Raw genomic sequence first — 26,291 nt, 5'->3', positions numbered from 1 at the left:
AGGCTAGGCTACCCTTAGCTATCGAGAATAAGGTTGGGTTTTCATGCGTATCGTGTCGTTCGGCTTTCAGACCTGGGGCCGCAGAACGCTACAGGCTCTGATCGATTCCGACCACGAAGTGGTGCTCGCTGTGACCCACCCCGCCAGCGAGCACTCCTACAAGGGAATCTGGTCCGATTCGGTCGAGGAATTGGCTCGTGAGCACGGCATTCCGGTGCATCTGACGGAGCGGGCCGACGCCGCGACCATCGATCTGGTGAAGCGGGCCGAGCCGGACGTCATCGTGGTGAACAGCTGGTACACCTGGATGCCGCGCGAGCTGTACGCCATGCCGCCGCACGGCACGCTGAACCTGCACGATTCGCTGCTGCCGCGGTTCACCGGATTCTCCCCGGTGCTGTGGGCGCTGATCAGCGGCGAGTCCGAGTTCGGGCTGACCGTGCACCGGATGGACGACCGGCTCGACGCCGGCGACATCCTGGTGCAGCGCTCCCTGCCGATCGGCCCGACTGCGACCGGCACCGAATTGGTGCTCGCCGGAATGGATCTCATCCCGGGCGCGATCGAGGAGGCGCTGCACGCCATCGAATCCGGCACCGCCGAGTGGCGTCCGCAGAACAACGCCGAGCGCACCTACTTCCACAAGCGTTCGGAGCGCGACAGCCGCATCGACTGGCACTGGGACGCGGTCGATCTGGAGCGTTTCGTGCGGGCGCTGTCGGAGCCGTATCCGCGGGCGTTCTCCTATTATCGCGGCGAGAAGGTGGAGATCCTCGCCTCGACGCTGTCCGAGGCCCGCTATGGCGGCACGCCGGGGCGCGTCGTGGTGGTGGAGGGCGGCGGCGTGGTGGTCTGCGGTCCCGACGCCCACCGCGGCCGCAACCGCGGCCTGCTGATCACCCGGGTCCGCACCGCCGACGGCCGCGAGCACGACGCCGCCGAATTCTTCGCGCGCGGTGGCTATCTCACCGACGCGCCGGCATGAGCGGCCAGGACAGCGGCGCGCGCGGGACACCGCTGTCGGCGGGCCCGCGTCGCGTCTGGTTCCTGCAGACGCGCGATCCCGAGGACACCACACTCCATCGCTGCGCCGTGTACCGGCTGCGCGGGGCCGTGGCCGTCGACCGGCTGCGGTCGGCGCTCACCGCGCTGGCCGTGCGGCACGAGATCCTGTGCAGCACCTACGTTTCCGACGCCGAGGGGGAGCCGTATCGGGTGGTGCCCGGCACGGTGACCCCGGCGTGGCAAGAGCTGGACGTCGCCGAGCTGACCGGCGCCGGGCAGGCGCGCCGCCTGGAGGTGCTGGTGCGGCGGGCGGCCGGCCGCCCCTTCGACCTGACCGCGGAGTCGCCGCTGCGCTGCCTGCTGATCCGCACGGCCCCGGACGATTACGTGTTCGCGCTGATCGCGCATGCCATCGGCTGGGACGACGAGTCCTGGCGGGTGTGCTGTGACGAGGTGAGCCGGGCATACAACGGCGCCACGCTCGGCCCGGTCCCCGCATCCGTCGAAGATCACAGCGCCGCAAGCGAAGACGGGGTCGAGTACTGGCGCCGGACGCTGCGCCCGCTGCCGCAGCCGCTGGAGCTGCCGGCCCGATCGGTGCCCGTCGCGTCGGTGTCGCCGCGGGCCGAGCGGCGCGCGCGGGACCTGTCGCCCCGACTCGTCGAGCGTGCCGAGGCTTTCGCGCGGGCGCGGGGCACGACGCTGTTCGCGGTGTTGCTCGCGGCCTACGACATGCTGCTGCACCGCTACACCGCGGCCACGGATTTCCTGGTCTCCGTGCCGGTTTCGCTGCGCGGCGGCCGCGAGGGCATCGGGTACTTCGGCAACTCGCTGCTGCTGCGGGCCGCGGTACACCCCACCGATACCTTCGCCGAAACCACCGCCGCCGTGACCGATGCGGTGTCCGCCGCGTGGACCCATCGCGGCGTGGGCATCGATCGCGTGATCCGTGCCGTGAATCCCGAGCGCGGCGGCGGCCGCGACGGCCTGGAACAGCTGGTGCGCGCCGCCTTCGAGGTGCGTGAGCGACCGGCGTGCTTCGCGCTCGACGGCGTCGAGTCCGAGCTGCTGGAGCTGGGTGGACCGAGCACCCGAATCCCGTTGTCGGTCACCGTCGTCCTGGACGCGGCGGGCGCCCGCGTCGAGGCCGAGTATCAGGCCGACCTGTTCGAGGACCGAATCGTCGAACAGCTGCTCGCGCACTACGTCCGCCTGCTGGAGACCGCGCCGGCCGACCCGCGGCGGCGGATCGGCGACCTCGACATGTTCGGCGGCGAGGACCGCGCGGGCATCCTGGCTCGGTCGCACGGGGAACTCGTGGCGGCCGAACCCACCACGCTGGTGGCGTTGTTCGAGGAGCGGGTCGCCGCCGCACCGGACGCCACCGCGCTCGTCGACACGGTGGCCGGTGACCGCGAATACCGCTACGACCAGCTCGACCGGCGCGCGAACCGGTTGGCGCACGGCCTGATTCGCCAGGGGGTCGGCGCCGAGGACCTGGTGGGCCTGCGGCTGACCACCTCGGTGGACTTCGTCGTGGCGGTGCTGGCCGTGCTGAAGGCGGGCGCCGCCTACCTGCCGATCGACCCGGCCTATCCGGAGGAGCGGATCGCTCTCCTGGTCGCCGACGCGCGGCCGGGACTCGTGCTGGGGCACACCGAGTTACGGGCGGCCGAGGAGTCCGCGGCCGCGCTCCCGGAGCACGCGCCGACCGACGCCGACCGGGTGCGCCCGCTGCGCCCGGACAATCTCGCGTACGTCATCTACACCTCCGGATCCACCGGCGTCCCGAAGGGTGTGCCGGTCGCCCACGCCGCGATCGCCGACCACGTGATCGGCTTCCGCGCGCAGTGGGGGATGAGTGCCCGGGACCGCCTGCTGCAATCGTCCTCGGTGAGCTTCGACGCCTCCCTGCTCGACCTGTTCGTCACGCTGAGTCTCGGTGCCTGCCTGGTGGTTCCGAAGCCGGACGCCTTCCGCGACATTCCGTACGTCGCCGACCTGATCGCGCGCTGCGGGGTGACCGTGCTGCACATGGTGCCCTCGCTGCTGCGCACCTTCCTGATGCTGCCGGAGGTCAACGAGTGGCGGGCGCTGCGGCACGTCCCCGTCGGCGGCGAGGCGCTGCACGGCGAGGTGGCCGACCGGTTCGCGGGCGTGTTCGACGCCGAACTGCGCAACCACTACGGCCCCACCGAGGCGGTGGTCTCGGCGACCCACCTGACGGTCGACGGACCGCAGGGCACCCGGATCGTCCCGATCGGCCACCCCAACCGCAACGTGTACGTCTATCTGCTCGACGAACGGCTCCAGCTGGTGCCGGCGGGCGTCGTGGGCGAGATCTACCTCGGCGGCACGCAATTGGCGCGCGGCTACCTGGGCCGGTCCGCGGCGACCGCGGAGCGCTTCGTGGCCGACCCGTTCCAGCCGGGACGGCGGCTCTACCGCACCGGCGACCTGGCGCGGCGCAATGTGCGCGGCGAACTCGAATTCCTCGGCCGCGCCGACGAACAGGTGAAGGTGCGCGGTTACCGGATCGAACTCGGCGAGGTGGAGGCGACCGTCGCGAGCCACCCCGCCGTCGCCCAGTGTGTGGCGACGGCCTTGCCGGACAAGGAGTTCGGCACGGTGCTGGCGGCCTACCTGGTGCCGCACGACGGAGCCGTCGTCGAGGTCGACGCGGTGCGCGCGCACGCGGCGGCCGTGCTGCCGGAGTACATGGTGCCCACGGCCTTCGCGGTGATCGAGGAGATCCCGCTCACCGAGCACGGCAAGCTCGACCGGCGCGCGCTGCCGCGGCCGGCCCGCGCGGGCGTCGAGCTGTACCGGGAGCCGGTGACGGCCACCGAGATCCGGCTCGCCGAGCTGTTCGGTGAGCTGTTCGGCGTCGACCGGGTCGGCGCGGACGACTCGTTCTTCGACCTCGGTGGCCACTCCCTGCTGGCGGCGCGGCTGCTGGCCGCGATCCACGCCGAGTTCGATGTCGAGGTGGCGGTCCGGGTGCTGTTCGAGACGCCGACCGTCGGTGGCCTGGCGGCCCTGGTGGAGGCGGCCGCCGCTCGCAACACACCGCTGGAGGTTGGCTGATGACCAGTGTGCTGTCGGAAACCACAAGGGTCGCTGTCGATTCGGGGCAGCGGCGGCGGCTGCTCGACGAATGGGCGACCGGCGTCGAGCCGTCGGATGTGGTGGGCATCGCCCGGCTGCTGCGACGCGGGTGGACGGTGCCGGTCGTGCGCCCCGCGGTGCACTCCGGCGGCGAATCCCTCGACTACGGCGAGCTGTTCGCGCGGGTGCGCGCCCGGGCCGGTGCGACAACGGCCGACGGCGTCGGCGCGGCCGTGCGGCTGCTGGCGATGGTCGCGGCCCACGACGGCTCCCTGATCCGGCTCGGCGACGCGGCGCTGACCGCCCGCGCCGTGGCCGTGGCGGTCGCCGACCGGCGCGCCGTGGCGGCCGAAAGGCGTTGGGAGCGGGTCGATCCCGCAGTGGGCTTCGCCGAGGTGCGGCTGGTGGTCGCGCCGTGGGACAGCGTGTGCGCGCTGATCGAACTGCTGGCCGCGGTCGCGGACGGCGCGACGCTGGTGGTCCCGACCCCGGCCGAACGCGACGACCCGGTGGCGCTGGCCGAGCTGATCGCGGCGCGGTCGGTCACCCACGTGGTCGCGCCGGCCACGAGCCTGTCCGAGCTGCGCGGGGTCACCCGCCTGCCGGGGGTGCGGCGCTGGGATGTCGTCGGAACCCGTTGCCCGGCAACGCTGTGCGCCCGGTTGCGCGCCCTGTCCCCGGACGCGGTGGCCAGCTTCGGCTACACGCTGCCGGTGTACGCCGGGGCCGTCGCGCGCGGCCCGCTCGACGGCAGCGGGCGCGCGCGGCCCATTCCCGGGGCCCGGCTGCTGGTCCTGGACGACTACGGACAGCCGGTGCCGCCCGGCGTCGTCGGCGAGGTCTACGCGGGCGGCGCGGCATTGATGGAGGATCGCGACCGGCCCGCGGCGAGCCGTTTCGTCGCGGATCCCTTTCCGGTCGAAGGCATTCCGCCCCGGCTGTACCGGACCGGTGCGCGGGCGCGCTGGTCCGCCGACGGGTGGCTGGTACTCGAGGACGAGTTCGAAGGTCCGCGTACGCGGCGGATCATGACGAAGGAGCTGACGCTATGAACCCTGGTCGAACACCCGCCAAGCGGTCCCTCGGGATCCGTGCGCGGGCCGCGGCGCGGCGGGCGGCGCTGGCCGCCGCGGCGCTGGGGCTGGCGCTGAGCGCGGCGGCGTGCGGATCCGGCGACGGCGACAGCGCGTCCGGCGACGCGGTGACCATCGAGCACACCCTGGGCAAGGCCACCATCGAGGGCACGCCCCAGCGGATCGTGACGATCGGCCCGCAGTGGCTGGACGCCGCGGTGGCGCTGGGTGTCACGCCCGTCGGTTACCTGGTTCCGGGCGCCGCGCCCGGCCAGACGGTGCCGTGGCTGCCGCAGTCGTTGGCCCAGCAGTCCAAGGCGCTGACCGCCGGCGGCGACCTGGCCGAGCAGATCGCCGCGCTGAACCCGGACCTCATCGTGGCCCCCGGCTACCTGATGGACAAGGCCATGTACGACAAGCTGTCCAAGCTGGCCCCGACCATCGGCCCGCTGACCGGCGCGCAGATCGACCCCTGGGAAGACCAGACCACCACCCTCGGCAAGGCGCTGCACAAGGAGGCCGAGGCGGAGAAGGTGGTGGCCGACGTGCACGGCAAGATCGACGCCGTCGCCGCGAAGCATCCGGGACTCAACGGCAAGACCTTCCTGACCTGCATGCTCACCACGCCCACCCAGCTGATGGTGCTGGCCGACCCGAAGGACGGCTCGGCCCAGGTGTTCACCCGGCTGGGCCTGACCATGCCGGAGAAGCTGGTGCGCGAGGCGCCCAGCGGCGGTCGCCTGGCACTGTCGCCGGAGCGGCTCGGTGATCTGACCGCCGACCTGCTGGTGTGCGGCGCGGCGCCGGGTCTGGAGGCGAAGTTCAAGCAACTGCCCGGCTACGGCGATCTGCCGTCGGTGCGGCAGGGCGGCATCGCCTTCGTCGACATGGTCGGGATCAACGCCATCAACGTGCCGACCGCGCTGTCGGTGCCGTACGTGCTCGAGAAGCTGGAACCGACGCTCGCGAACGTCGGGAAGTGAGAGGTACCGCAATGCCTGATTCGCCCGCGCCGAATTCCCCTGGCACCGCCGCCGGTGCGCGCTCCGCGGAGCGCGGCATCCCGCTGACGCTGGCCCAGCAGGCCGCCCTGTTGCCCGAACGGATGCGCCGTGTCCCGGCGGCCGATCTGGCTGTGGCGCTGGAGATCTCGCCACCGCCGGACGCCGCGGCGCTGGACCGCGCGGCGGTCGCGGTGATCGCGGAACACGAGATTCTGCGCACCGTCTATCCCGGCGACCGCCGCATTCCGTACCAGCGCGTCGTCCCCGCGCCCGAGTCGGTGGTCGAGGTCGTCGAGACCGCGGCGGCCGCACTCGCGGACGCGCTGAGCGCGGACGCCGCCCACCGGTTCGATCTGCTCGGTGAACTGCCGGTGCGAATCCGGCTGCACCGCTTGCCCGATCGTGCCGTGCTGTCGGTCGTCGTGCACCCCGTGGCCGCCGACGACCGGTCGCTCGAGGCGTTGGTGGCGGCGTTGTTCGCGGCCTACGACGGCGCGGCCGCGGCAGCGGGCGCGCAGTACCGCACGTTCGCGCTCGCGCAGCTGAAGACCCTGGCGGGCAATGCCGCCGAGGACGCGGGCCTGATCTATTGGTTGCAGCGCCTCGCCGACCTGCCCGAGCGCGCCGACCTCACCGACGCGGAACCGGTCGCCGAGCCGGTGTCCCGCCGCGTGTTCCGGGTCCCGTCCGCCGCGCTGCCCGGCGCCTCCACCGAGGCCACGTTCGCCGCGCTGGTCGCGCACGCGCTGAGCGCGGGCGGCATGGGCGACGACATCGCCGTGGGCATCGTGGACCCCGAACGGGAGGCCGCCGCAACGGCTCTCGGCAACTTCACCAACCACCTGGTGCTGCGGATCGACACGGCCGGCGACGCATCGCCGCGGCAGCTCGCGGAGCGGACGGCCGAACAGGCCGACGAGGCGCGGGCGCACACGGGCACGCGCATCGAGCGGCTCACCCACCAGATGCGAGGTGCGGCGGCCGTTTCCAGCGGTTCGCTGTTCCAGGCGCTGGTGACGGTGCGTCCCGGTACCCCGATCGTGCCCGAGGCCACGGGCCGCACCGTCCGCGAACTGTCCCGGCGTACGGCTCGCCCGCACGGGGTCGACGTGGTGGTGGACGTGCTGACCGACGCCGACGGTGCCACCGTCACAGTCGATTTCGCGCCCGCGCTCGCCGAACATCCCGAGACGCCGGGATTCGCAACGCTTCTCGAGCAGACCTACGCGCGGTGGATCGAGGCACCGGATGCCGCGCGGACCCCGGTGCCGGACGCTCCCTCGCTGTTCACCCGCGACGCCGCGGCGGAACCGGGCGTGACCGGGCTGGGCGGCGCGCCGCGCACCGACGCCGAGCGGCTGCTGGCCGACGCGATCCGGGAGATCCTCGACCTCGACGAGGACGACGAGGTCGGGCGCAAGGACACCTTCTTCTCGCTCGGCGGCGACAGCATCGCCGCGTTGCGGCTGGTCACCCTGCTCGGCGAGCGGGGGCACGCCCTCGACGTGCAGAAGGTCTTCGAGTTCCCGGCCCTGTACGAACTCGCCGAACAGCTCGAGTCCGCCGATCCCGCCGCGGCGGCCACGGCGGCTCCCGCACCGGCGGTGGCCCCGATGAGCGCCTCCGGCCTGGACCCGGCGGCGCTGCAGGCCCTGGGCAAGAAGTTCGCCGGCCGGTGACCGTCGAGATCCGCGACGTGGTCGCGCTGTCCCCGTTGCAGCGGGGACTGTATTCGGTGAGTTCCCTTGCGCGCGCGGGCGACCCGTACCTGGTGACCTTCGCCGTGCGCGTCGAGGGGCTGGCCGACCTGCCCGCGCTGCGGCGCGCGTTCGACGAACTGCTCGACCGCTACCCGCATCTCGGGGCGTCGGTGCTGGCCGAGGACGTACCGCATCCGGTGCTGCTGATCACCTCGGCCGGCCGGATCGGCTGGCGCGAACTCGACCTGCGCACCGCCGCGGATCCCGAATCGGCTGCGCGACAGCTGTATTGGGACGAGGCTCGACAACCGCTGGATCTCGACACCGGACCGTTGTTCCGGGTGGTGGCGGCGCGAGTGGGCGAGTCCGACTACGAATTGGTCTGCACCGCACACCACATCGTCATCGACGGCTGGTCCATTCCGCTGCTGTTCACCGACCTGATCGCGCTGCACAGCGGCAACGGCGCGGCGCTGCCGCCCGCGCCGCCGCTGCGCGAGCACGCCGCCTGGCTGGCGACCCGCGACACCGCGGCGTCCGGGCGGGCCTGGGCGGCGGCGCTGGACGGGCTCGCGCCCATGCCGATGGTCGGACCGCCGGCCCCGGCCGAGGTGGAACTGCCGGTCGTCGGCGAGGCCCGGCTGGACGCGGAAAACACCGCCACGCTGGTCGCCTGGGCCCGCGGGCACGGCCTGACCGTCAACACGCTGCTGCAAATGGCCTGGGCCCGTATCCTTTCCGGGCTCACCGGACGCGACGACGTGGTGTTCGGCCAGACCACCTCCGGCCGGGACGCGTCGCTGCCGCACGCCGAGCGGCTGGTCGGGGCGCTGGTCACCACCATCCCCGTGCGGGTCCGGGTGGACGACCGCGCCCCCGGCGAGATCGGCGCCGTGCTGCAACGTGAGGTCGCGCGGCTGCGTGCCCACGAATACCTCGGCATCGCCGAGATCACCCGGCACGCGGGCGCGGGCCAGCTGTTCGACACCCTGCTGGTTTTCGAGAACTCGCCCGTGGGCGCGGTCACCGCCGGCATGCCGATGGGCGGCGGCGCGACGATGACCCCCCGCCGCGTCGACTCGCCGAGCCACTACCCGCTCGCGATCGTCCCGGTCCTGGAGAACGGCGTCCTGATCTGCCGCGTCGAAACCCGCCCGGACGTCGCGACAACCTACGACCCCGACCGGATGGCCCGCCGAGTCCTCGCGGTGGCCCAGCGAATCGCCCGCGCCGCACGGGCTTCGGACGTCGACATCCTCCTCGACGACGAGCCCGCCACCCTCACCGCCGCCGACTCGCCCTCCCCGTCACCATCGTCATTCCGGCATGCTTTCGGCCGGGTCCCGGCCGTGCTGCTCGACAAAGCCGCTGGTGCCGGGAGTCGTACGGCCGTGGTCGACGCGATCGGCGAGCACAGCTTCGCGGAATTCGGCTCTGCCGTAGCGACTTTGGCTTCGGAGCTGCGTGCGGCCGGGGTCGGCCCCGGTGACGCCGTCGCGGTCATGCTGCCCCGCGACCGCCGAGTCCTGCACGCCCCCTTCGCCATCGGGCACGCGGGCGCGACCTGCGTGCACCTCGATCCCGCCACCCCCGCCGACCGTGTCGCCTACATCCTGGAAACCTCCGGCGCGCGCATCATTCTGGCCGACGCGGCGCGCGCCGATGTCGTGGCGGAGGTCCGCTCCGCCGGAATCGACTGCCGCCACGGCATTCCCGACAACGACGGCCATCTGCGCTTCGCGGAAGCCTCGGCAGCAGCCGTCACCACGCCCGGCTCGCGGGGCGAAGGCACGGATCCGACAGCCCGCGACGCTCCGGGGCGAGGGCCACTCGCCTCCGGTGCCCGCGCGGCCTCGGCGGGTCACCCGGACGCACCCTTCTACGTGGTCTTCACCTCCGGCACCACCGGCCGCCCCAAAGGCGTTGCCATTTCCCATGGTTCGCTGCTCAACCACTGGGCGAACCATGAGCGGCGGATCTTCGCCCCGACCGCCGCGACCGTCGGACGGCAGTTGCGGATCGGGCACGGGTGGTCGACGGGGTTCGATGCCGCGTGGCAGCCGACGGTGGCGCTACTGAGCGGGCACACCGTGGTGCTCCTCGGCGACGAGGTGCGCACCGACGCCGAGCGCATCGTGGCCGCCATCGACGACCACGGCATCGACATCTTCGATACCTCCCCGTCCATGCTGAACCGGCTGATCGCCGCGGGGCTGTTCGGCACCGAGAACGGCCGTGAGAGTTGCCCGCTGGCGGTGCTGGCACTCGGCGGCGAGGCGATCGTCCCCGACACCTGGCGACGCCTGCAAGGCCTGCCGACCACCCGGGTGATCAACTTCTACGGCCCGACCGAGACCACGGTGGAAGCCCTGATGGCCGACGTGCACGAGCACACCGCGCCGACCATCGGCCGCCCGTTCGACGGCATGACGGCCGAGGTGCTGGACCACCGCCTGCGCCCGGTGCCCCCGGGCGGTACCGGCGAGCTCTACCTGTCCGGCCCCCAGCTGGCGCTCGGATATCTCGGCAGGCCGGGCGGCACCGCGGCGGCCTTCGTGGCGGGAGCGGGCGGAAGGCGTTACCGCACCGGCGATCTCGTGCGGCGCGCCGCCGACGGCACCGTGGCCTACGAGGGCCGCATCGACAGCCAGGTCAAGATCAACGGCTATCGTGTGGAACCCGACGAGGTGACCGTCGTGCTGCGGGAACTCGACGGCGTGCGGCACGCCGCCGCACTGGCGTTCACCGAGAACGGCCGAACCCGGCTGGGCGCCTTGGTGGTCGGGACGCCGACCGCCGCCGACCTCCGTTCGGCCCTGGCCCGCCGGCTGCCGCAGTTCATGGTGCCCACGCGCATCGTGCACGTCGACGAGATCCCGCTCAACCGCAACGACAAACTCGACGGGCACGCCGCCGCGGCCCTGCTGGCCCGCCCGGCGGGCGACATCGCGGCCGCCGCACCGGAAACCGACACCGAGCGCGCCCTGCTGGCCGTGCTCGCGGCCATGACGGACGGCGCGCAGTCGCGCATCGGCATCCTCGACAGCCTGCTCGATCTCGGCATCGACAGTATCGGCGCGATTGATCTGGTGTCGCGGCTGCGTGGCGCGGGCTACCGGGTTTCGGCGCGAGATGTCTTGGCGGCAGCCGATTTACGTGATCTGGCCCGTCGCTTGGACGAGCCCGGCCAGGAAGACGAACTCGCGGCGGAGGTGACCCAGGCGGGCACGGTCCTGCCGTTGACCACCCTGGCCCGCGAGATCATCGCCCACGGCGACTATCGGTATCTCGCCCAGTCCCAGGTGCTTACGCTGCCCGCCGAGGTCCCGGTCGAGGCGATCGTCGAGCGCCTGGAGGCGCTGGCCGTCGCGCACCCGACGCTGCGCTCCCGCCTGGCCGAAGACGCCGCCGGTGTTCCGGTGCTGATCGTGGCGGAGAAATCCGGTGTGGGCGAGCTGATCTCGGTCGCCGAGGACGCGCACGACCCCGCCGGCCGCCTGGCCGAGACCGTGGCACGGCTGGACCCGCGCGCGGGCCGCATGGTGTCGGCCACCGTCCTCGAAGGCCCGCAACGCCGTCTCCTGCTGTCGATTCACCACCTCGCCGTCGACGTGGTGTCCTGGCTGTTCCTCCTGGACGACCTGCGGCAGCTGGAACAGGGCGCACAGCCGCCGAACGAACACCGGCCGGAAGAGCCCGAAACCGTTGCCGCGGTGTCGGTCCCGGAGATCCTGGGCGCACCCCTGGGCGGTCGCCTCACCGATCCGTCGACCGACAAGGCGGGCAAGGCCATTCAGCGGACCGTGGAACTGGATCCAGACCGCACCGAGCGGCTGCTGGAGCGCTGCGCCGCGGCCGGCGTCCCGCTGGAGGACGCACTGCTCACGGCGTGCGCGCTCACCGTCGCCGACAGCGCCGACGCCGCCGGACGCGTCCCGGTGACCCGGGAGTCGCACGGGCGCTCGGCCGACGACGAGACCCGCCGGGTCGGCTGGTTCACGGTGGAGGAGACGGTGCTGGTGCCCGCCGCGGAAGTCGAAGGCTGGACACCGGATTCGGGCCGGCCGCCACTGGCCGACCGCACGCTCACCGCGCGCGGCCAGATCCGGCTCAACCACCTGGGCCGATTCGACGTGCTGCGGTTCGGCTCCGGGCCGTGGACACCGGTGCCGATGGCGGAGTTCACCTCGGAGTTCGGTGTGGCCGCCCATCCCGACCTCCCGCTGCGATTCACCGTCGACGTGAATACCGCCGTGGTGGTGCGGGATTCGCGGCCCGTGCTGGTCGCGCAGTTCGACATCAACTCGGCGGTGCTGGACGAGGCGGAAGTAGCGGCACGCACCGACCGGTGGCTGACCGTATTGTCGGGGTTCACCGGCGGGGTGAGCCACAGAGAGGGAGGGCAGGACCATGACGGCTGAGACCGTCGAGCAGGCCGCGCCGGAGGCGCTGGAACCGGATCGAGTGGCGCTGAAGCAGCAGAAGAAGGCCGACGCCGCCGCCCGCAAGCGGATGCTGGCCCCGGTGAGCGGCGCGCTCACGCTGGCGAGCCTGGTGATCGTGGTCGCGTCGATCTGCTCCGTCGTCCCGTTCATCCTGATCGTCGAGGCCTGCCGCGAATTGCTGTCCGCCCCGGCCGATTCGGGCCGCGTGTGGTTGCTGGTCAGCAGCGCGGTCGTCGTGCTGATCGTGCGCGGGTTGCTCGAGGCGGGGGCGCTGGTCGGGACCCATCTGCTGGACGCGAAGTTCCAGTTGACCCTGCGCCAGCTGCTGGCCGCCAAGCTGACCCGGGTGCCGCTGGGCTGGTTCACCGACCGCAGCTCGGGCGAGGTGAAGAAGTTCCTCCAGGACGATGTGGAGGCGCTGCACTATCTGATCGCGCACGCCCGGCTCGACTTCGTCGGCGCGGTGACCGTCCAATTGGTCGCGCTGATCTACCTTTTCACCGTCGACTGGCGGCTCACCCTGATCCTGCTGATCCCGCTGTTCCTCTACACCCGGGCGCTGGCCGCCATGATGGGCCCCGGGCATCGCGAGCGCCTGGGTGTCTTCGTGGCCGCCGAACGCAAGATCGAGGAGTCGACGATCGAGTTCGTCGACGGCATCCAGGTGGTGCGCGCATTCGGCCAGGCCCGCAAGGCGCACAACGCCTTCCAGGACGCGGTCGACGAGACCGCTGCCGGCCTGCTGGCCTGGAAGACCCCGATGACCCGGTTGCAGTCGGCGGCGGAGATCCTGCTGACGCCGTTGTTCATGATGCTGGTCGTCGTCGTGGCGGGGCTCGGATTCGTCGAGCTGGACTGGGTCGAGCCGGTCGACATCCTGCCGTTCCTGTTGCTGGGCATCGGGTTGGGCAGCGCGCTGCTCGGCATCGGCTACGGCGGCCAGGCACTGCGCGAAGGGGCCGCGGCGGCACTGCGGCTGCACGAATTGCAGCAGACACCGGAACTGGCCGCCCCCGCCGGCGGCTCCGGAGCGGGCGTGGCGAGCAGGACCGGGCTGCCCGTGCGATTCGAGAACGTGAGCTTCGGCTACCGCAAGGACCGGACGGTGCTGCACGACATCGACATCGAACTGGCGCCGGGCACCATCACCGCGCTGGTCGGTCCCAGCGGCTCCGGCAAGTCGACGCTGGCCCGGCTGCTCCCGCGCTTCTACGACGTGACCGCCGGCCGGATCACCGTCGGCGGCCGGGACCTACGCGAGTTCTCCACCGAAGAGCTGTATCGCACAGTCGGTTTCGTGCTCCAGGACGTGCGGATGATTCGCGGCACGATTCGCGAGAACATCCTGCTGGCCCGGCCGGACGCCGACGACGCGACCGTCGAGCGGGCGGCTCGCGCCGCGCAGATCCACGATCGCATCCTCGCGCTGCCGCGCGGGTACGACTCCGAGATCGGGGTCGACGCTGTCCTTTCCGGCGGCGAGGCGCAGCGGCTGTCCATCGCCCGCACGCTGCTGGCCGACACCCCCGTGCTGGTGCTCGACGAGGCCACGGCCTTCGCCGACCCCGAATCCGAGGCCGCGGTGCAGGACGCGCTCGCGGTGCTGGTCGCCGACCGGACCGTGCTGGTGATCGCGCACCGGCTGCACACGATCACCGGCGTGGACCGAATCCTGGTGCTGGAGAACGGCGTCGTGGTCGAGAACGGCGACCACGCGACGCTGGTGCGAGCCGGCGGGCTCTATCAACGGCTGTTCGAGACGAACGAGGCCGCCATCAACGAGATCCAGCTCGTGGAAGGGGAGACCCGATGATCACCAAGGTCTTTGCGCTCGTCCCGGCCGAGCTGCGCCGCCACATTCCCCGGTACCTGGCCCTCATCGGCGGCCTGTCGCTCGGTCAGATCGCGGGCTACCTGCTGCTGATTCCGTTGCTGCAGGCGCTGTTCGACGGCGACCTGGGCGGCGCGTGGCGGTGGGCGGCGTGGCTGGCGGTCGCCGTGGCCGCCGCCTCGACCTTCTCCTACCTGGTGTCGATGGCCGGGCTGCGCATCGGCGTCGGCATGCTGCGCGGCGTGCAGACCCGGCTCGGCGACCACCTGAGCAGTCTGCCGCTGGGCTGGTTCGCCACCGCCAACGCCGGCTCGATCTCGAAGATCATCGTGGGCGGCGTGCGCGAAATCCTCAGTGTCGTCTCGTATCTGGTGGCGCCGGTGGTGACCGCCGTGGTCGTGCCGGTGGGCGTGGCGATCGGCGTCGCGTTCATCGACTGGCGCATCGCGCTGACCATGCTGATCAGCCTGCCGATCCTGCTGGTGGTGAGCCGCTGGGCGAACAACAGCTTCTCGAGCTCCAACGAGCGGATGCACGAGGCGGCGGCCGAATCCAACGCCCGGGTGGTCGAATTCGCGCAGGCGCAGCCGGTGCTGCGGGCCTTCGGCGCGGTCGGCGACGGCAACCGGAAGCTGTCCGAGGCGCTGCGCGAACAGCGGCGCGCCTCGACGCGACTGCTCTTCGCGAGCGTGCCCGGGCTGATGGTCTTCGCGCTGTGCGTGCAGATCGTCTTCCTGATCCTGGTCTCGGTGATCGTCGCGCGCGGCACCGGCGGCGAGCTGGCCGTGCCCGCCGCGATCGCGTTGATCGCGGTGAGCGCCCGCTTCATCGAGCCGATCAACCGGGCCGCGCAGCTGAGCAACGCGCTGCGCGGCGCGGCCGACGCCGCCGGGCGAATCACCGAATTCCTGGCCGTGCGGGACCTGGGGGAGGCGGTCGATCCCGTCGAGCCGGGGGCTCCGGAGATCGTCTTCACCGACGTCGACTTCGGCTACCGCGACGGCGAAAAGGTCATCGAGGGTGCGTCTTTCATCGTGCCGAGCGGCACCACGACCGCGATCGTGGGCCCGTCGGGCAGCGGCAAGACGACCCTGCTGCGGCTCGCGTCGCGCTTCTACGACGTGGACTCCGGCGCGATCACCGTGGGCGGGCACGACGTGCGCGAGCAGCCCTCGGAAACGCTGCTGCGCCAGCTCTCGCTGGTCTTCCAGGACGTGTACCTGTTCAACCGGACGATCGAGGAGAACATCCGCATCGGGCGGCCGGACGCGACACCCGAGCAGGTGCGCCGCGCCGCCGAGATGGCCCGCGTGGACGAGATCGTGGAGCGCCTGCCCGACGGCTGGAATGCCACGGTCGGCGAGGGCGGCGCTGCCCTGTCCGGCGGTGAGCGCCAACGTGTTTCGATCGCCCGTGCCCTGCTCAAGGACGCCCCGATCGTGCTGCTGGACGAGGCCACCAGCGCCCTGGACCCGCACAGCGAGGCCGTGGTGGTCCGCGGCATCCACGAACTCACCCAGGGCAAAACCGTTGTCGTGGTGGCCCACCGGCTGTCCACCATCCAGCACGCCGACCAGATCCTGTTCGTCGAATCCGGCCGCATCGTCGAAAAGGGCACCCACACCGAACTTCTCGACCGCGGCGGCCGCTACGCCGAATTCTGGACCGAGCGCTCCCGCGCCACCGGCTGGCGCCTGGCCCCGGCCTGACCCGTCAAGCGGGCGGCGCTACTTCCAGTAGGCGCGGGCGGCGATGTTCTCCTTCGGGAGTTTGGTTCTGAGGGACTTGACTATCGAGCGGGTGGTGGCCGCGTCGCAGGCCGCCCAGCCGAAGGCGGTGGGGGTGCAGGTGAGGGATTCGGCGGCCTGGCGGAGGAGTTGGCCGTAGTTGACTCGTTCCACCCAGGTGATGTCGGTTTTCGGGCCGGAGCGGACGGGCAGGGTGCGGTCGGATTCGTATTGCCATTCCAGCCAGACGCGGGCGGGGGTGTCGCCGATGGCGTCGAGCAGGGAGTTGATGGCGGGCAGGGAGGCGGTGTCGCCGAAGACGACGAATTCGGCGGGAACCGGTTCGGGGACGGCGAATTTCGAGCCCATCACCGTCGCGTCGACGACGTCGCCGACCGCGGCCCGCTCGGCCCACCGCGAGGCGGGGCCGCCGTGCAGCGCGAACTCGATGTCGAACGCGTCGCGCTCCGGATCGGGGTCGACCAGGGTGTAGCCGCGCTGCAGCAGGTTGCCCTTCTCGTCGGGGAACCAGATGCGGATCCATTGGGTGGGATGCACCGGATGGTCGGCCAGCAGGCCGCCGCCGGTGAAACCCAGGCGCAGGTAGTTGTCACTGATCCGGTCCACGGACGTGACCGTGAGCCGGTAGTCGTCGGCACGCAATGCCTTCAGAACGAGCCCGTTGAAACCTTTTCCCATATGGTTAGGTTAGCCAAACCACATACTCGCGTCTCGCCGAGCGTCGTACGTTACTATGCCAAGAGGTTAGGCAAGCCTAGCCTTTGCGTGTGTGATGAAGGCTGATTCTCGGCCGGTGAGGAGTCCGATGCTCGGCAAGGCCGACGTGCGAGAGATGGTGGCAGCGGCGCTGGGAGTGCACCCCGAATCGATCGGCTACGAGGACGATCTGGTGAGCCTGGGCATGCACTCGATGATGTTGATGCAGCTGGCCGCCCGCTGGCGCAAGCAGGGACACGAGGTGCGCAGCTCCGAGCTGGCGTTGCAACCGACGATCACCGCGTGGGCCGAACTGCTGGCCGCCCGGGCGGAACCACCCACACCCACACCCACACCAGCACCCGCTCCGACCGCGTCCGCCGAGACCGACGAATTCCCGCTCGCCACGATGCAGCACGCGTACTGGGTCGGCCGGCGTCAGGACCAGCGACTGGGCGGCGTCGCGGCGCATCTGTACGTCGAGTTCGACGGCCACGGCGTGCAGGGCGACCGGATGCGCCGCGCCGTGCGGCGGCTCGTGCACCGGCACCCGCAGCTGCGCGTGCGGTTCACCGACGGCGGCACCCAGCGCGTGCTGCCCGAACCGCTGCGCCCCACCTTCCATCTCGTCGACCTGTCCGCCGAATCCGACGGCGGCCGAACGGAACTCGAACGCATCCGGCAGGAGAAGAGCCATCAGCGGATGGACGTCGAGGCCGCGCAGGTTATCGACATCACGCTGACGCTGCTGCCCGAGGGCCGCCACCGCCTGCACGTCGACGTCGACATGCTCGCCGGAGATGCCCTGAGCTACCGCAGGATCCTCGACGACCTCGCGAACCTCTACGAAACCGACGCGGAGGCAACCGATTCCATCGGCTACACCTTCCGCGAATACCTGGCCGACAAGCAGCGCACCGCCGCCGACAACTCGGCCGCGCGGGCGTGGTGGGAGAACCGGGTCGCCGAACTCCCCGACATCCCGTCGCTGCCGGTGCTGCCCGAGAGCGAGCGCGCCGACCCGGCGCGCAGCATCCGCCTGCACCACTGGTTCTCACCCGAGGCGAAGGCCCAGCTCGACAAGGTCGCGCACGGGCACGGCGTCACCCCGGCGGTCGCGCTGGCCACCGTCTTCTCCGAGGCCGTCGCGCGCTGGTCGGCGCAGCAGCGGTTCCTGCTGAACGTGCCGCTGTTCGACCGCGAGCCGCTGCACGACGACATCGACCGCGTGGTGGGCGACTTCACCAACTCGGTGCTCGTCGACGTCGACGCCCGCGAGCCGGAATCGATGGTGGCCCGCGCCAAGCGCCTCCAGCGTGAATTGCACACCTGCGCGGCGCATTCCACCTACGAGGGCCTGGACGTGCTGCGCGACCTGGGCCGGTTGCGCGGCGCGCCGGTGACCCCGTCGGTCGTGTTCACCTCCGGCCTCGACCTGGGCGAGCTGTTCTCCGATCGGGTCACCCGCCTGTTCGGCGAGCCGGTCTGGATCCTGTCGCAGGGCCCGCAGGTGGACCTGGACGCGCAGGTGGTCGAACTGGCCGGCGGACTGCTGGTGAACTGGGACGTGCGCCGCGACGCCATGCCGTCCGGCGTGGTCGAGGCGATGTTCGCCGAGTTCCGCCGGCTGCTGCTGGCGCTGGTGGAGCCGGGCGCCGACTGGCATGCGCCGCTGTCGATCCCGCTGCCGCAGGCGCAGCGGGCGGTGCGCGACGCGGTGAACGACACCCGTCGCGACCTCGGCGACCGCAACCTGCACGACGCCTTCTTCGCCCACGCCGCAGAGCATCCCGAGCACACGGCGCTGCGCTGGCGCGACGGCGGGGCGAGCAGTTACGGCGAACTGGCCGACCGAGCGCTGGCGGTCGGCCGCGCCCTCGCCGACGCCGGAGTGACGCCCGGCGACACCGTCGCGGTGATTGTCGCCAAGGGCCACCGGCAGATTCCCGCCGTGCTCGGCGTGCTCGCCACGGGCGCGACGTATGTGCCGATCGGCACGGGCCAGCCCCCGGCGCGCCGGGACCGCATCCTCGAACGAGCCGGCGCGCGGGTGGCACTCGTCGAGGACGGCACGGAGCTGCCCGCCGGCGTCACGGCGATCCGGCTGGACGACGCCGTCACCGGCCCGCGCCTCGAGCGAGCCCACGGCTGCGCGCCCGAGGCCCAGGCGTACGTGCTGTTCACCTCGGGTTCCACCGGTGAGCCCAAGGGCGTGGCGGTGAGCCACCGAGCCGCCGCCAATACGATCGACGCCCTGATCGCGCACTTCGGCCTCGGCCGCGACGACCGGCTGATCGGCCTGTCCTCGCTGGAATTCGACCTGTCGGTGTTCGACATCTTCGGCGCGCTGTCGCTGGGCGGCACCCTGGTCTGCGTGGACGCCGACACCGAGCGCGACGCCGCGGCGTGGGCCGGACTGATCGCCGAAACCGGTGTCAGCGTGCTCAATTGCGCGCCGGGCCTGATCGGCATGCTGCTCGACACCGCGACCCCCGAACAACTGCGCTCGATGCGCGTGGTGATCACCGGCGGCGATCGCGTGAACACCGAACTGGGACAGCGTTTCCGGGCCGCGGTGCCCGGGCTGCGCTTCGCGGGCCTGGGCGGCACCACCGAGACCGCCATCCACTCCACGGTGTGCGAGGTGACCGACGACTTCCCGGCCGAGTGGACCGCGGTGCCCTACGGCACGCCCCTGGCCAACGTGCGGCTGCGGGTGGTCAACGAGCGCGGCGAGGACTGCCCCGACTGGGTCGTCGGCGAATTGTGGATCGGCGGAACGAGTGTCGCCGACGGCTACCGCGGCGACCCGGAACGCACCGCCCAGCGCTTCGTCGAACTCGACGGCGTCCGCTGGTACCGCACCGGCGACCTGGCCCGGTACCTGCCGGACGGCACCGTCGACTTCCTGGGCCGCGCCGACCACCAGGTGAAGATCCGCGGCTACCGCGTGGAACTCGGCGAGGTGGAGTCGGCGCTGACCGCGCTCCCGCAGGTGCGCGAGGCCGTGGCGCTGGTGACCGACGCCGGTCGGCTGGTGGCGGCCGTGACCGCGGACGCCCCCGGAGATTTCGCCGCCGCGCTGCGAGACGCCTTGCCCGCGCACATGATTCCCGAAGCCGTCGAGGTACTCGACGCGATCCCGTTGACCGCCAACGGCAAGCTGGATCGCGCCGCCGTCCGCAGGCGCATCGACGCCGAAGGACTCGGCGCCCGCGAGGCCTACGTCGCCCCCGCCGACGAGGTGGAGGCGGCCCTCGCCTACATCGCGGCGCAGCTCCTCGGCGTCGACCGGGTGGGCGTCGAGACCGACTTCTTCGAGATCGGCGGCAACTCCATCCTGGCCACCACCCTCACCGCGCAGGTGCGCGGCCTGCTCGCGGTCGAGAAGTTCGGCGTCACCGAGGTTTTCGAGGGACGCACGGTGCGCCGGATCGCGGCCGCCCTGGTCGCGGCGGAGAGCACGCCCGGCCGGCTGGCGCGGGTGTCGCGGATCCTGCTCGAACTCGCCGAGGTGAGCGTGCCGGAACCCGCCACCGCGAACTGAGCGCGGACCGGCCCGGAATTCGTAGTACACAGATTGGTTCGATTGATGCGTTCGCTGGAAGACCTGCAGGTAGCGATGGCGGCTCGGCTCGCCCAGGAAGGGCTGGCCACCACCGCGGCGGTGCCGGTGCGCCGAGATCCCGACCGGGCGCCGCTGTCGTTCGGGCAGCGGTACGTGTGGGCGCATCAGCAGATCGCCCCCGACAGCGCGGCCTACAACCTCTGTCTCGCACTGACTTTCGACGGTGCGGTCGACGCGGCCGCGCTGCGCGAGGCGTTCGCGGCGCTGGCGCGGCGGCACGAGGTGCTGCGCACGACCTACCACACCGACGAGAACGGCGAACCGTACCAGCGGATCCACCGGGACCTGCCGCCCCGGCTGACCGAGGTGGACCTGACCGGCGCGGCCGACGCGGAGGCCCGGCTGGCCGAGCTGACGGCGGCCGCGGCCCGCGAAACCTACGACCTGACGGCGGAATCCGCGCTGCGCGTCGCCTTCGTCCGGGTGCGGGCTACGCGGCTCGTCGCGGTGGTGTCCATCCAGCACATCGCCTGGGACGGAATGACGCTGCCGGCCCTGTCGCGCGATGTGGAGAACTTCTACCGGCAGGCCCGCACCGGCCCGGTGACGGTGGAACCGCCGGCATTGCAGGTGGCCGACTTCGCGGAGTGGGAGCAGGACCGCTTCCGCGCGGAAGAGCACGAGGAGGATATCCGGTTCTGGGCCGGTCGTTTCGACGGCGAGGTCCCCGAACTCCAGCTGCCCTACGACCGCCGCCCGGTCGCGGTATCCGAACGCGGGGACCGTTCCGACAAGCCGCTGAGCGCCCGCGCCGACGCCGCCCTGCGCCGGCTCACCGCCGAACTGCGCACCACGCCGTTCTCGGTCTTCCTCGCCGCGTACCACCTGGCGCTGCGGCAGCTGACCGGTCAGGACGACATGGTCATCGGCACCACGGTCGCCAACCGTGAGGAAGCCGGGATGGAGTCGCTGATCGGCAATTTCGGCAACATGCTGCCGCTGCGCATCACCGGCGGCGCGGGCACCTTCGCCGAGCTGGTCGAGCAGGTGCGGTCGGTGATCACCGAAGCGTTCCGGCACAAGCACTTTCCGCAGGAGGGCATCGTCCGGGCGGTGAACCGGGCGACCGGCAACGTCGGTTCCAAGCTGTTCGACACCATGGTGCTGTTCCTGCACCAGAAGATCGACGGCCCGCAGCTGCCCGGCGCCACCACCAGCTGGGAACTCGTCGACAACGGCGGCGCGCTGCTGCCGCTGGTGGTCGAGACGTTCATGCACGACGAGCGCACCGACGTCCAGATCACCTACCGCACAGATGTTCTCGACCGCGAGACCGTCGACCGGCTGCACGAGTACATCGACCGGATGCTGGCCGAGGCCGCCGCCGACCGCCCGGTGCACGAGCTGCTCACGCTGTCCGACACCGACCGCGCGCACCTGGACGAGTGGTCCCACGCCGCCACCGTGGCGATCGAACGGGACACCGTCGACGCCATGATCCGCCACTCCGCAGCGCGCTACCCCGAGCGCGTCGCGGTCGTCTTCGGCGACACGGAGTTGTCCTACGCCGAATTCGACGCCCGCGTGGACCGTCTGGCGAATCTGCTGCTGGCGCGGGGCGTGCGCAACGGTGACCGGGTCGCGGTCTTCGCCGAGCGCAGCGAACTGCTGCCGATCGCCTTCGCCGCCGTGCTGCGCGCGGGCGCGGTGTACTTCCCGGTGGATCCGAGCTACCCGGCGGACCGCGTGGAATACCTGCTCGGCGACGCGCGCCCGGCGGTGCTGATCCGCGCGGCCCGCCAGACCCCGGGCGTCGAGCCGGACCTGCCGGTGGTCGACCTGGCCGACCGGGCGATCATCGAAGAGCTTGCCGCACTGGGTGATTCGACGCCCGTGCCCGCCCGCCCGATCCACCCGCTGGATGCCGCGTACCTGCTGTACACCTCGGGCACGACGGGCCGTCCCAAGGGCGTGGTGGTGCACCACCGCGGCGTGACCAACCACGTGCAGTGGATGCGCGACTACCTCGAATTCGGCGCGGAACGCATTCTGCAGAAGGCGCCCATCGGCTTCGACGTGTCGGTGTTCGAACTGGTCAACGCGCTGTGCACGGGGTCGGCGACGGTGCTGCCGCCGCCGGAGTGGTGGCAGGCCGACGTCGAGGCGCTGGCCGGGATCATCCACCGGCACCGGATCACCCAGATCTCGCTGGTGCCCAGCGTCGTCCGCGCCTTCCTCGACGCCGGTCCCGATCCGGCTCGCCTGCAGTCGATGCGCTACGTGTACCTCGGCGGCGAGTCCGTGCCGCCCGCGCTGGTCGAGGAGGCGTCCCGGTTCTTCGGCGGGACGGTGCTCGGCCTGTACGGGCCGACCGAGGGCTCGATGGACCTCATGCACGAGGACTTCGCCGACACGGCGGAGCGCGACGAACTGCAGTCGGCGCTCATCGGTCGCCCGGAGTGGAACTCGTCGGTGTACGTGCTCGACGAGCGGCTGCGGCAGGTCCCGCCGGGCGTCGTCGGCGAGCTGTATCTCGCCGGCGTGCAACTGGCCCGGGGCTACTACCGGCGGCCCGACCTGACCGCCGCCGCCTTCGTCGCGTGCCCGTTCGCCGGGGCGCCGGGGGAGCGCATGTACCGGACCGGCGACATCGTGCGCTGGAATTCGCGCGGGCGGATGGAGTATCTGGGCCGCGTCGACGACCAGGTGAAGATTCGCGGCCACCGCATCGAACTCGGCGAGATCGGCACGGTACTGCGCCGGCTGCCCGGCATCGCCTCGGCGGCGGCCGTCACGGTGACGCAGGGCAGCGGGCCCGCGCTGGTGGCTTACTATGTGCCCGAACCGGATTCGGAGTACGCCGCGAGCGCCGATCCGGCCGATCGGATCAAAGCCGCACTGGCCGAGCGGCTCCCGGAGTACATGATCCCCGCGGCGCTGGTCCGGCTGGACGCGCTGCCGCTCACCGCCAACGGCAAACTCGACAAGAAGGCCTTGCCCACACCCGATCTCGGCGGCGGCACCGGCCGCGGCCGCGCGCTGCGCGACGACGCCGAGCGCAGCGTGGCCGAGGCCGTGCGCCAGGTGCTCGGCATCGCGGGCGGCGCGGATCTGGCGGCGGACGACGACTTCCTGGCGCTGGGCGGCGACTCCATCACCGCCATCCGGATGGCCTCCGCGCTGAAGAAGCGCGGCCTGCTCATCACCACCAGCGCGCTGTTCGAGGCGCGCACCATCGCGCGGATCGCCGCGGCCACCGAACCGATCGTGGCCGGCGGCGCACCGGCACTGGCCGAGGTCGGCGACGAGACGGGCTGGATCCCGCTCAACCCGATCGCGACCATGCTCACCGAACTGGCCGCCGACTACAGCGGTTACAGCCAGGCCACCGCGGTCGTCACGCCCGCGCACAGCACTCTTGAGCAGGTCGCCGCGGTGCTGGCGGCGCTCGTGGACCGGCACCCGATGCTGCGGGCGCGGATCGCGGCGGACTCGGACGGGCGGACCGCCTTCTACGTGCCGGGCCCGGGCGAGACCGCGGCCGCGGCCACCCTGACCGAGCTGGTCCTCGATCCCGAAAGCTGGGACCGCACAGCGGGTTCCGCCCTGCGCGAGCAACTGCGCCAGGTGAGCGAACTGCTCGACCCGGCCGCCGGTCGGATGGTCGCGGCGGTGTGGCTGCGCTCCGCCGACCGCGCCCGGGGCCGGCTGCTGCTGGTGATCCACCACTTGGTCGTCGACGGCGTGTCCTGGCGCATCCTGCACGACGATCTGCGCCAGCTGTGGCGCGACCCCGGCGCGGCGGCCGAATCGGGAACCTCGGTGCGGACCTGGAACGCCAGCCTGGTCGAGCTGGCCACGGCCGACCCGGTCGTCGAGACCCTGCCGTACTGGCGCGCCGCCGCCGCGGGCGCGGACCCGCTGCTCGGCGGGCGGGAACTCGATCCCGCCGTGGACACCGTCGCGACCGTGCGGGAGATCACCGCGACGCTGGACTCCGACGACACCGCGTTCCTGATGACCACCGCCACCGCGGCGTTCGGCTGCGACTTCCTCGACATCCAGGTTGCCGCCCTGGCCGCGGCCGTGCACCGGTTCCGCCGCCGCCGCGACAGCGACGCCCGCACGGTGTCGCTCACCATGGAGCGGCACGGCCGCGTCGAAACCTTGTTCACCGGAGTGGAGCTCGCCAACACCGTCGGGTGGTTCACCACCGCCTACCCGGTGACGCTGGACGTGTCCGGCGGGACCGAGGTGGAGTCGGCGGTCAAGGCGGTCAAGGAACAGCTCCTCGCGGTGCCCGACTCCGGCATCGGTTTCGGGCTGCTGCGCTGGCTCAACCCGGAGACCCGCCCCGAACTCGAACAGCACCCCGCGCCGCAGATCAGCTTCAACTACATGGGCCGCTTCGCCGTCGCGGGCTCCGAAGACGCTGTCGAAGAGTGGTCGGCCGCACCGGAATTCGGCTACCTCGGCGGCCACGCCGACCCGGGCATGCCCGCGCCCGCGCTGCTCGACATCAACACCGTCGCACTGACCGAGGACGACCGGGTGACCCTGCACGCGTCGTTCCGCTTCCCGGGCGGCCTGCTCCGCGAGGACGACGCGCGCGAGCTGGCCGAACTGTGGGAATCCGGTCTCGGCGAACTGGCGAAGGCCGTGCGCGACAACCAGTTCCGCCGCCTCACCCCGAGCGACGTGCTGGCGAGCGAGGTCACTCAGCTGGACCTGGACCGCTGGCAGGACGGGTACGGCGAGTTCGAGGACGTCTACCCGCTGGCGCCCATGCAGGCCGGTCTCTACCTGACCGCCCTGAGCGCCGGGGCGCGCGACGTCTACAACGTGCAGACGCTCATCGGCGTGCGCGGCGAGCTGGACGTGCCGCGGCTGGGCCGGGCGTTCGGCACCGTGCTGAACCGCTACCCGAATCTGCGTGTGACGCTGTCGGTGTCGCAGGCCGGGCAGCCGTACGCGATCGTGGCGCGGCACGCCGAGGTGCCCGTGCGCGAGATCGACCTGTCGGACCGGCCGGACGCGGATGAACAACTGCTCGCGGTCTACCGCGCCGACCAGTCCGAGCAGTTCGACCTGGCCCACGGCCCGCTGACGCGGGTCACGGTGGTGCACCTGCCCGACGGCACCCACAGCGTGGTGCTGACCATGCACCACCTGCTGCTCGACGGCTGGTCCGGTCAGCTGGTGTCGCGAGAGGTGTTCGCCGAGTACGCCGTCGCGGGCGCCGAGCCGATCGGCACGCCGGAGACCTTCGGCAAATTCCTGTCGATGGTCCGCGCGGAGCAGGACGCGGTCGAGGAGGCGTGGCGGCCGGTGCTCGCGGGCGTGCAGCCGTGCCTGGTCGCGCCGGGCCGCGCGGCGGCCGGCGACGGCATCCCCGTGGAGCGGTCGTTCGTGATCGACGACGAGCTGGTGGAGCGGGTGACGGCGCTGGCCTCCGAGGTCGGCACCACCTTCAGCGTGGTCTGCCAGCTGGCGTGGGCGAACGCGCTGCGGTACGTGGCCGGCGGCCCGGATGTCGTGTTCGGCGAGGCGGTCTCGGGCCGCCCGGCCGACCTCGACGACGTGGACAACGCCATCGGCTGCTTCGCCAACATCATTCCCGCGGTCATCGGCTTCGACGGCGCCAAGTCCTGGCGGCAGCACCTGGCCGAGATCCAGTCGCGCCGGGTGGGACTCATGGAGTACCACGCCTACCCGCTCACCTCGGCACTGCGCGCCGCGGGCAGCCGCAAGCTGTTCGACACCATGTTCGTGTTCGAGTCCTACCCGCCCGGCCGCAAGGAACTGGAGCGGCTGCTCGGCACGGCGGGACTGGAACTGGCGTCCTTCGAGGGGGCCGGGGCGACCGACAACGCGCTGCTGCTGATGATCTTCCCCGCGAATTCGCTGCTGCCCAGCGACTCCGTGCAGGCGGCGATCTTCTACGCCGAGGACGCCTTCGAGGCCGACGACGCCCGCATCATCGAGGCCGCGTTCTACAACACCCTGCGCGCCGTCGCCGACGCCCCCGACGGCCCGGTCGACGCGGCGCCCGTGCTCGACGAGGAGGACCAGGGCCTGCTGGTGATGCGGCGGATGTGGCAGTGACCCAGCGC

At 71.8% G+C, this 26,291-nt stretch carries 10 protein-coding genes and 1 pseudogene; 10 read left to right on the top strand and 1 reads right to left on the bottom strand.

The features are described 5' to 3' along the window. Positions 1-43: 43 nt before the first annotated feature. From IU476_RS08300 to IU476_RS08265, 8 genes and pseudogenes are all read left to right on the top strand, one after another. Positions 44-985, top strand: a complete 942-nt coding sequence (locus IU476_RS08300) for a methionyl-tRNA formyltransferase (protein WP_195098341.1) — start codon at positions 44-46, stop codon at positions 983-985. Further along, a pseudogene (locus IU476_RS08295) lies at positions 982-4,041 on the top strand (non-ribosomal peptide synthetase); the annotation flags it as partial. The gene IU476_RS08300 and the pseudogene IU476_RS08295, both read left to right, overlap by 4 nt. Before the next feature lie 50 nt (positions 4,042-4,091). Beyond that, positions 4,092-5,165 (top strand): AMP-binding protein, encoded by a 1,074-nt coding sequence (locus tag IU476_RS08290; protein ID WP_195098339.1) that lies wholly within the window; start codon positions 4,092-4,094, stop codon positions 5,163-5,165. Further along, complete coding sequence (locus tag IU476_RS08285; protein WP_195098338.1) at positions 5,162-6,169, top strand: ABC transporter substrate-binding protein; 1,008 nt, start codon at positions 5,162-5,164, stop codon at positions 6,167-6,169. Before IU476_RS08290 ends, IU476_RS08285 begins: the two co-directional genes overlap by 4 nt. Before the next feature lie 11 nt (positions 6,170-6,180). Then, a complete protein-coding gene (locus tag IU476_RS08280) occupies positions 6,181-7,869 on the top strand; it encodes a condensation domain-containing protein (RefSeq protein ID WP_195098336.1) in 1,689 nt (562 codons plus the stop codon). Then, positions 7,866-12,311, top strand: a complete 4,446-nt coding sequence (locus IU476_RS08275; RefSeq protein WP_195098335.1) for a non-ribosomal peptide synthetase — start codon at positions 7,866-7,868, stop codon at positions 12,309-12,311. The genes IU476_RS08280 and IU476_RS08275 overlap by 4 nt, the downstream gene beginning before the upstream one ends. After that, a complete protein-coding gene (locus tag IU476_RS08270) occupies positions 12,301-14,148 on the top strand; it encodes an ABC transporter ATP-binding protein (RefSeq protein WP_195098334.1) in 1,848 nt (615 codons plus the stop codon). The genes IU476_RS08275 and IU476_RS08270 overlap by 11 nt, the downstream gene beginning before the upstream one ends. Then, complete coding sequence (locus IU476_RS08265; protein WP_195098333.1) at positions 14,145-15,875, top strand: ABC transporter ATP-binding protein; 1,731 nt, start codon at positions 14,145-14,147, stop codon at positions 15,873-15,875. The genes IU476_RS08270 and IU476_RS08265 overlap by 4 nt, the downstream gene beginning before the upstream one ends. Before the next feature lie 18 nt (positions 15,876-15,893). Here the strand turns inward: IU476_RS08265 and IU476_RS08260 are convergent, their stop codons facing one another. Beyond that, complete coding sequence (locus IU476_RS08260) at positions 15,894-16,592, bottom strand: siderophore-interacting protein (protein ID WP_195098332.1); 699 nt, start codon at positions 16,590-16,592, stop codon at positions 15,894-15,896. Between the two features lie 127 nt (positions 16,593-16,719). On the opposite strand from IU476_RS08260, the gene IU476_RS08255 reads away from it, so the two are divergent. Further along, positions 16,720-20,157 (top strand): non-ribosomal peptide synthetase, encoded by a 3,438-nt coding sequence (locus IU476_RS08255; protein ID WP_195098718.1) that lies wholly within the window; start codon positions 16,720-16,722, stop codon positions 20,155-20,157. Between the two features lie 45 nt (positions 20,158-20,202). Next, complete coding sequence (locus tag IU476_RS08250) at positions 20,203-26,283, top strand: non-ribosomal peptide synthetase (protein WP_195098331.1); 6,081 nt, start codon at positions 20,203-20,205, stop codon at positions 26,281-26,283. The last annotated feature ends 8 nt before the right edge of the window (positions 26,284-26,291 follow it).

Source organism: Nocardia blacklockiae (genome assembly GCF_015477355.1).
Lineage (GTDB): Bacteria > Actinomycetota > Actinomycetes > Mycobacteriales > Mycobacteriaceae > Nocardia > Nocardia blacklockiae.
The sequence above is the reverse complement of the archived record's forward strand: the minus strand, read 5'-3'. Positions and strand labels throughout refer to the sequence as shown.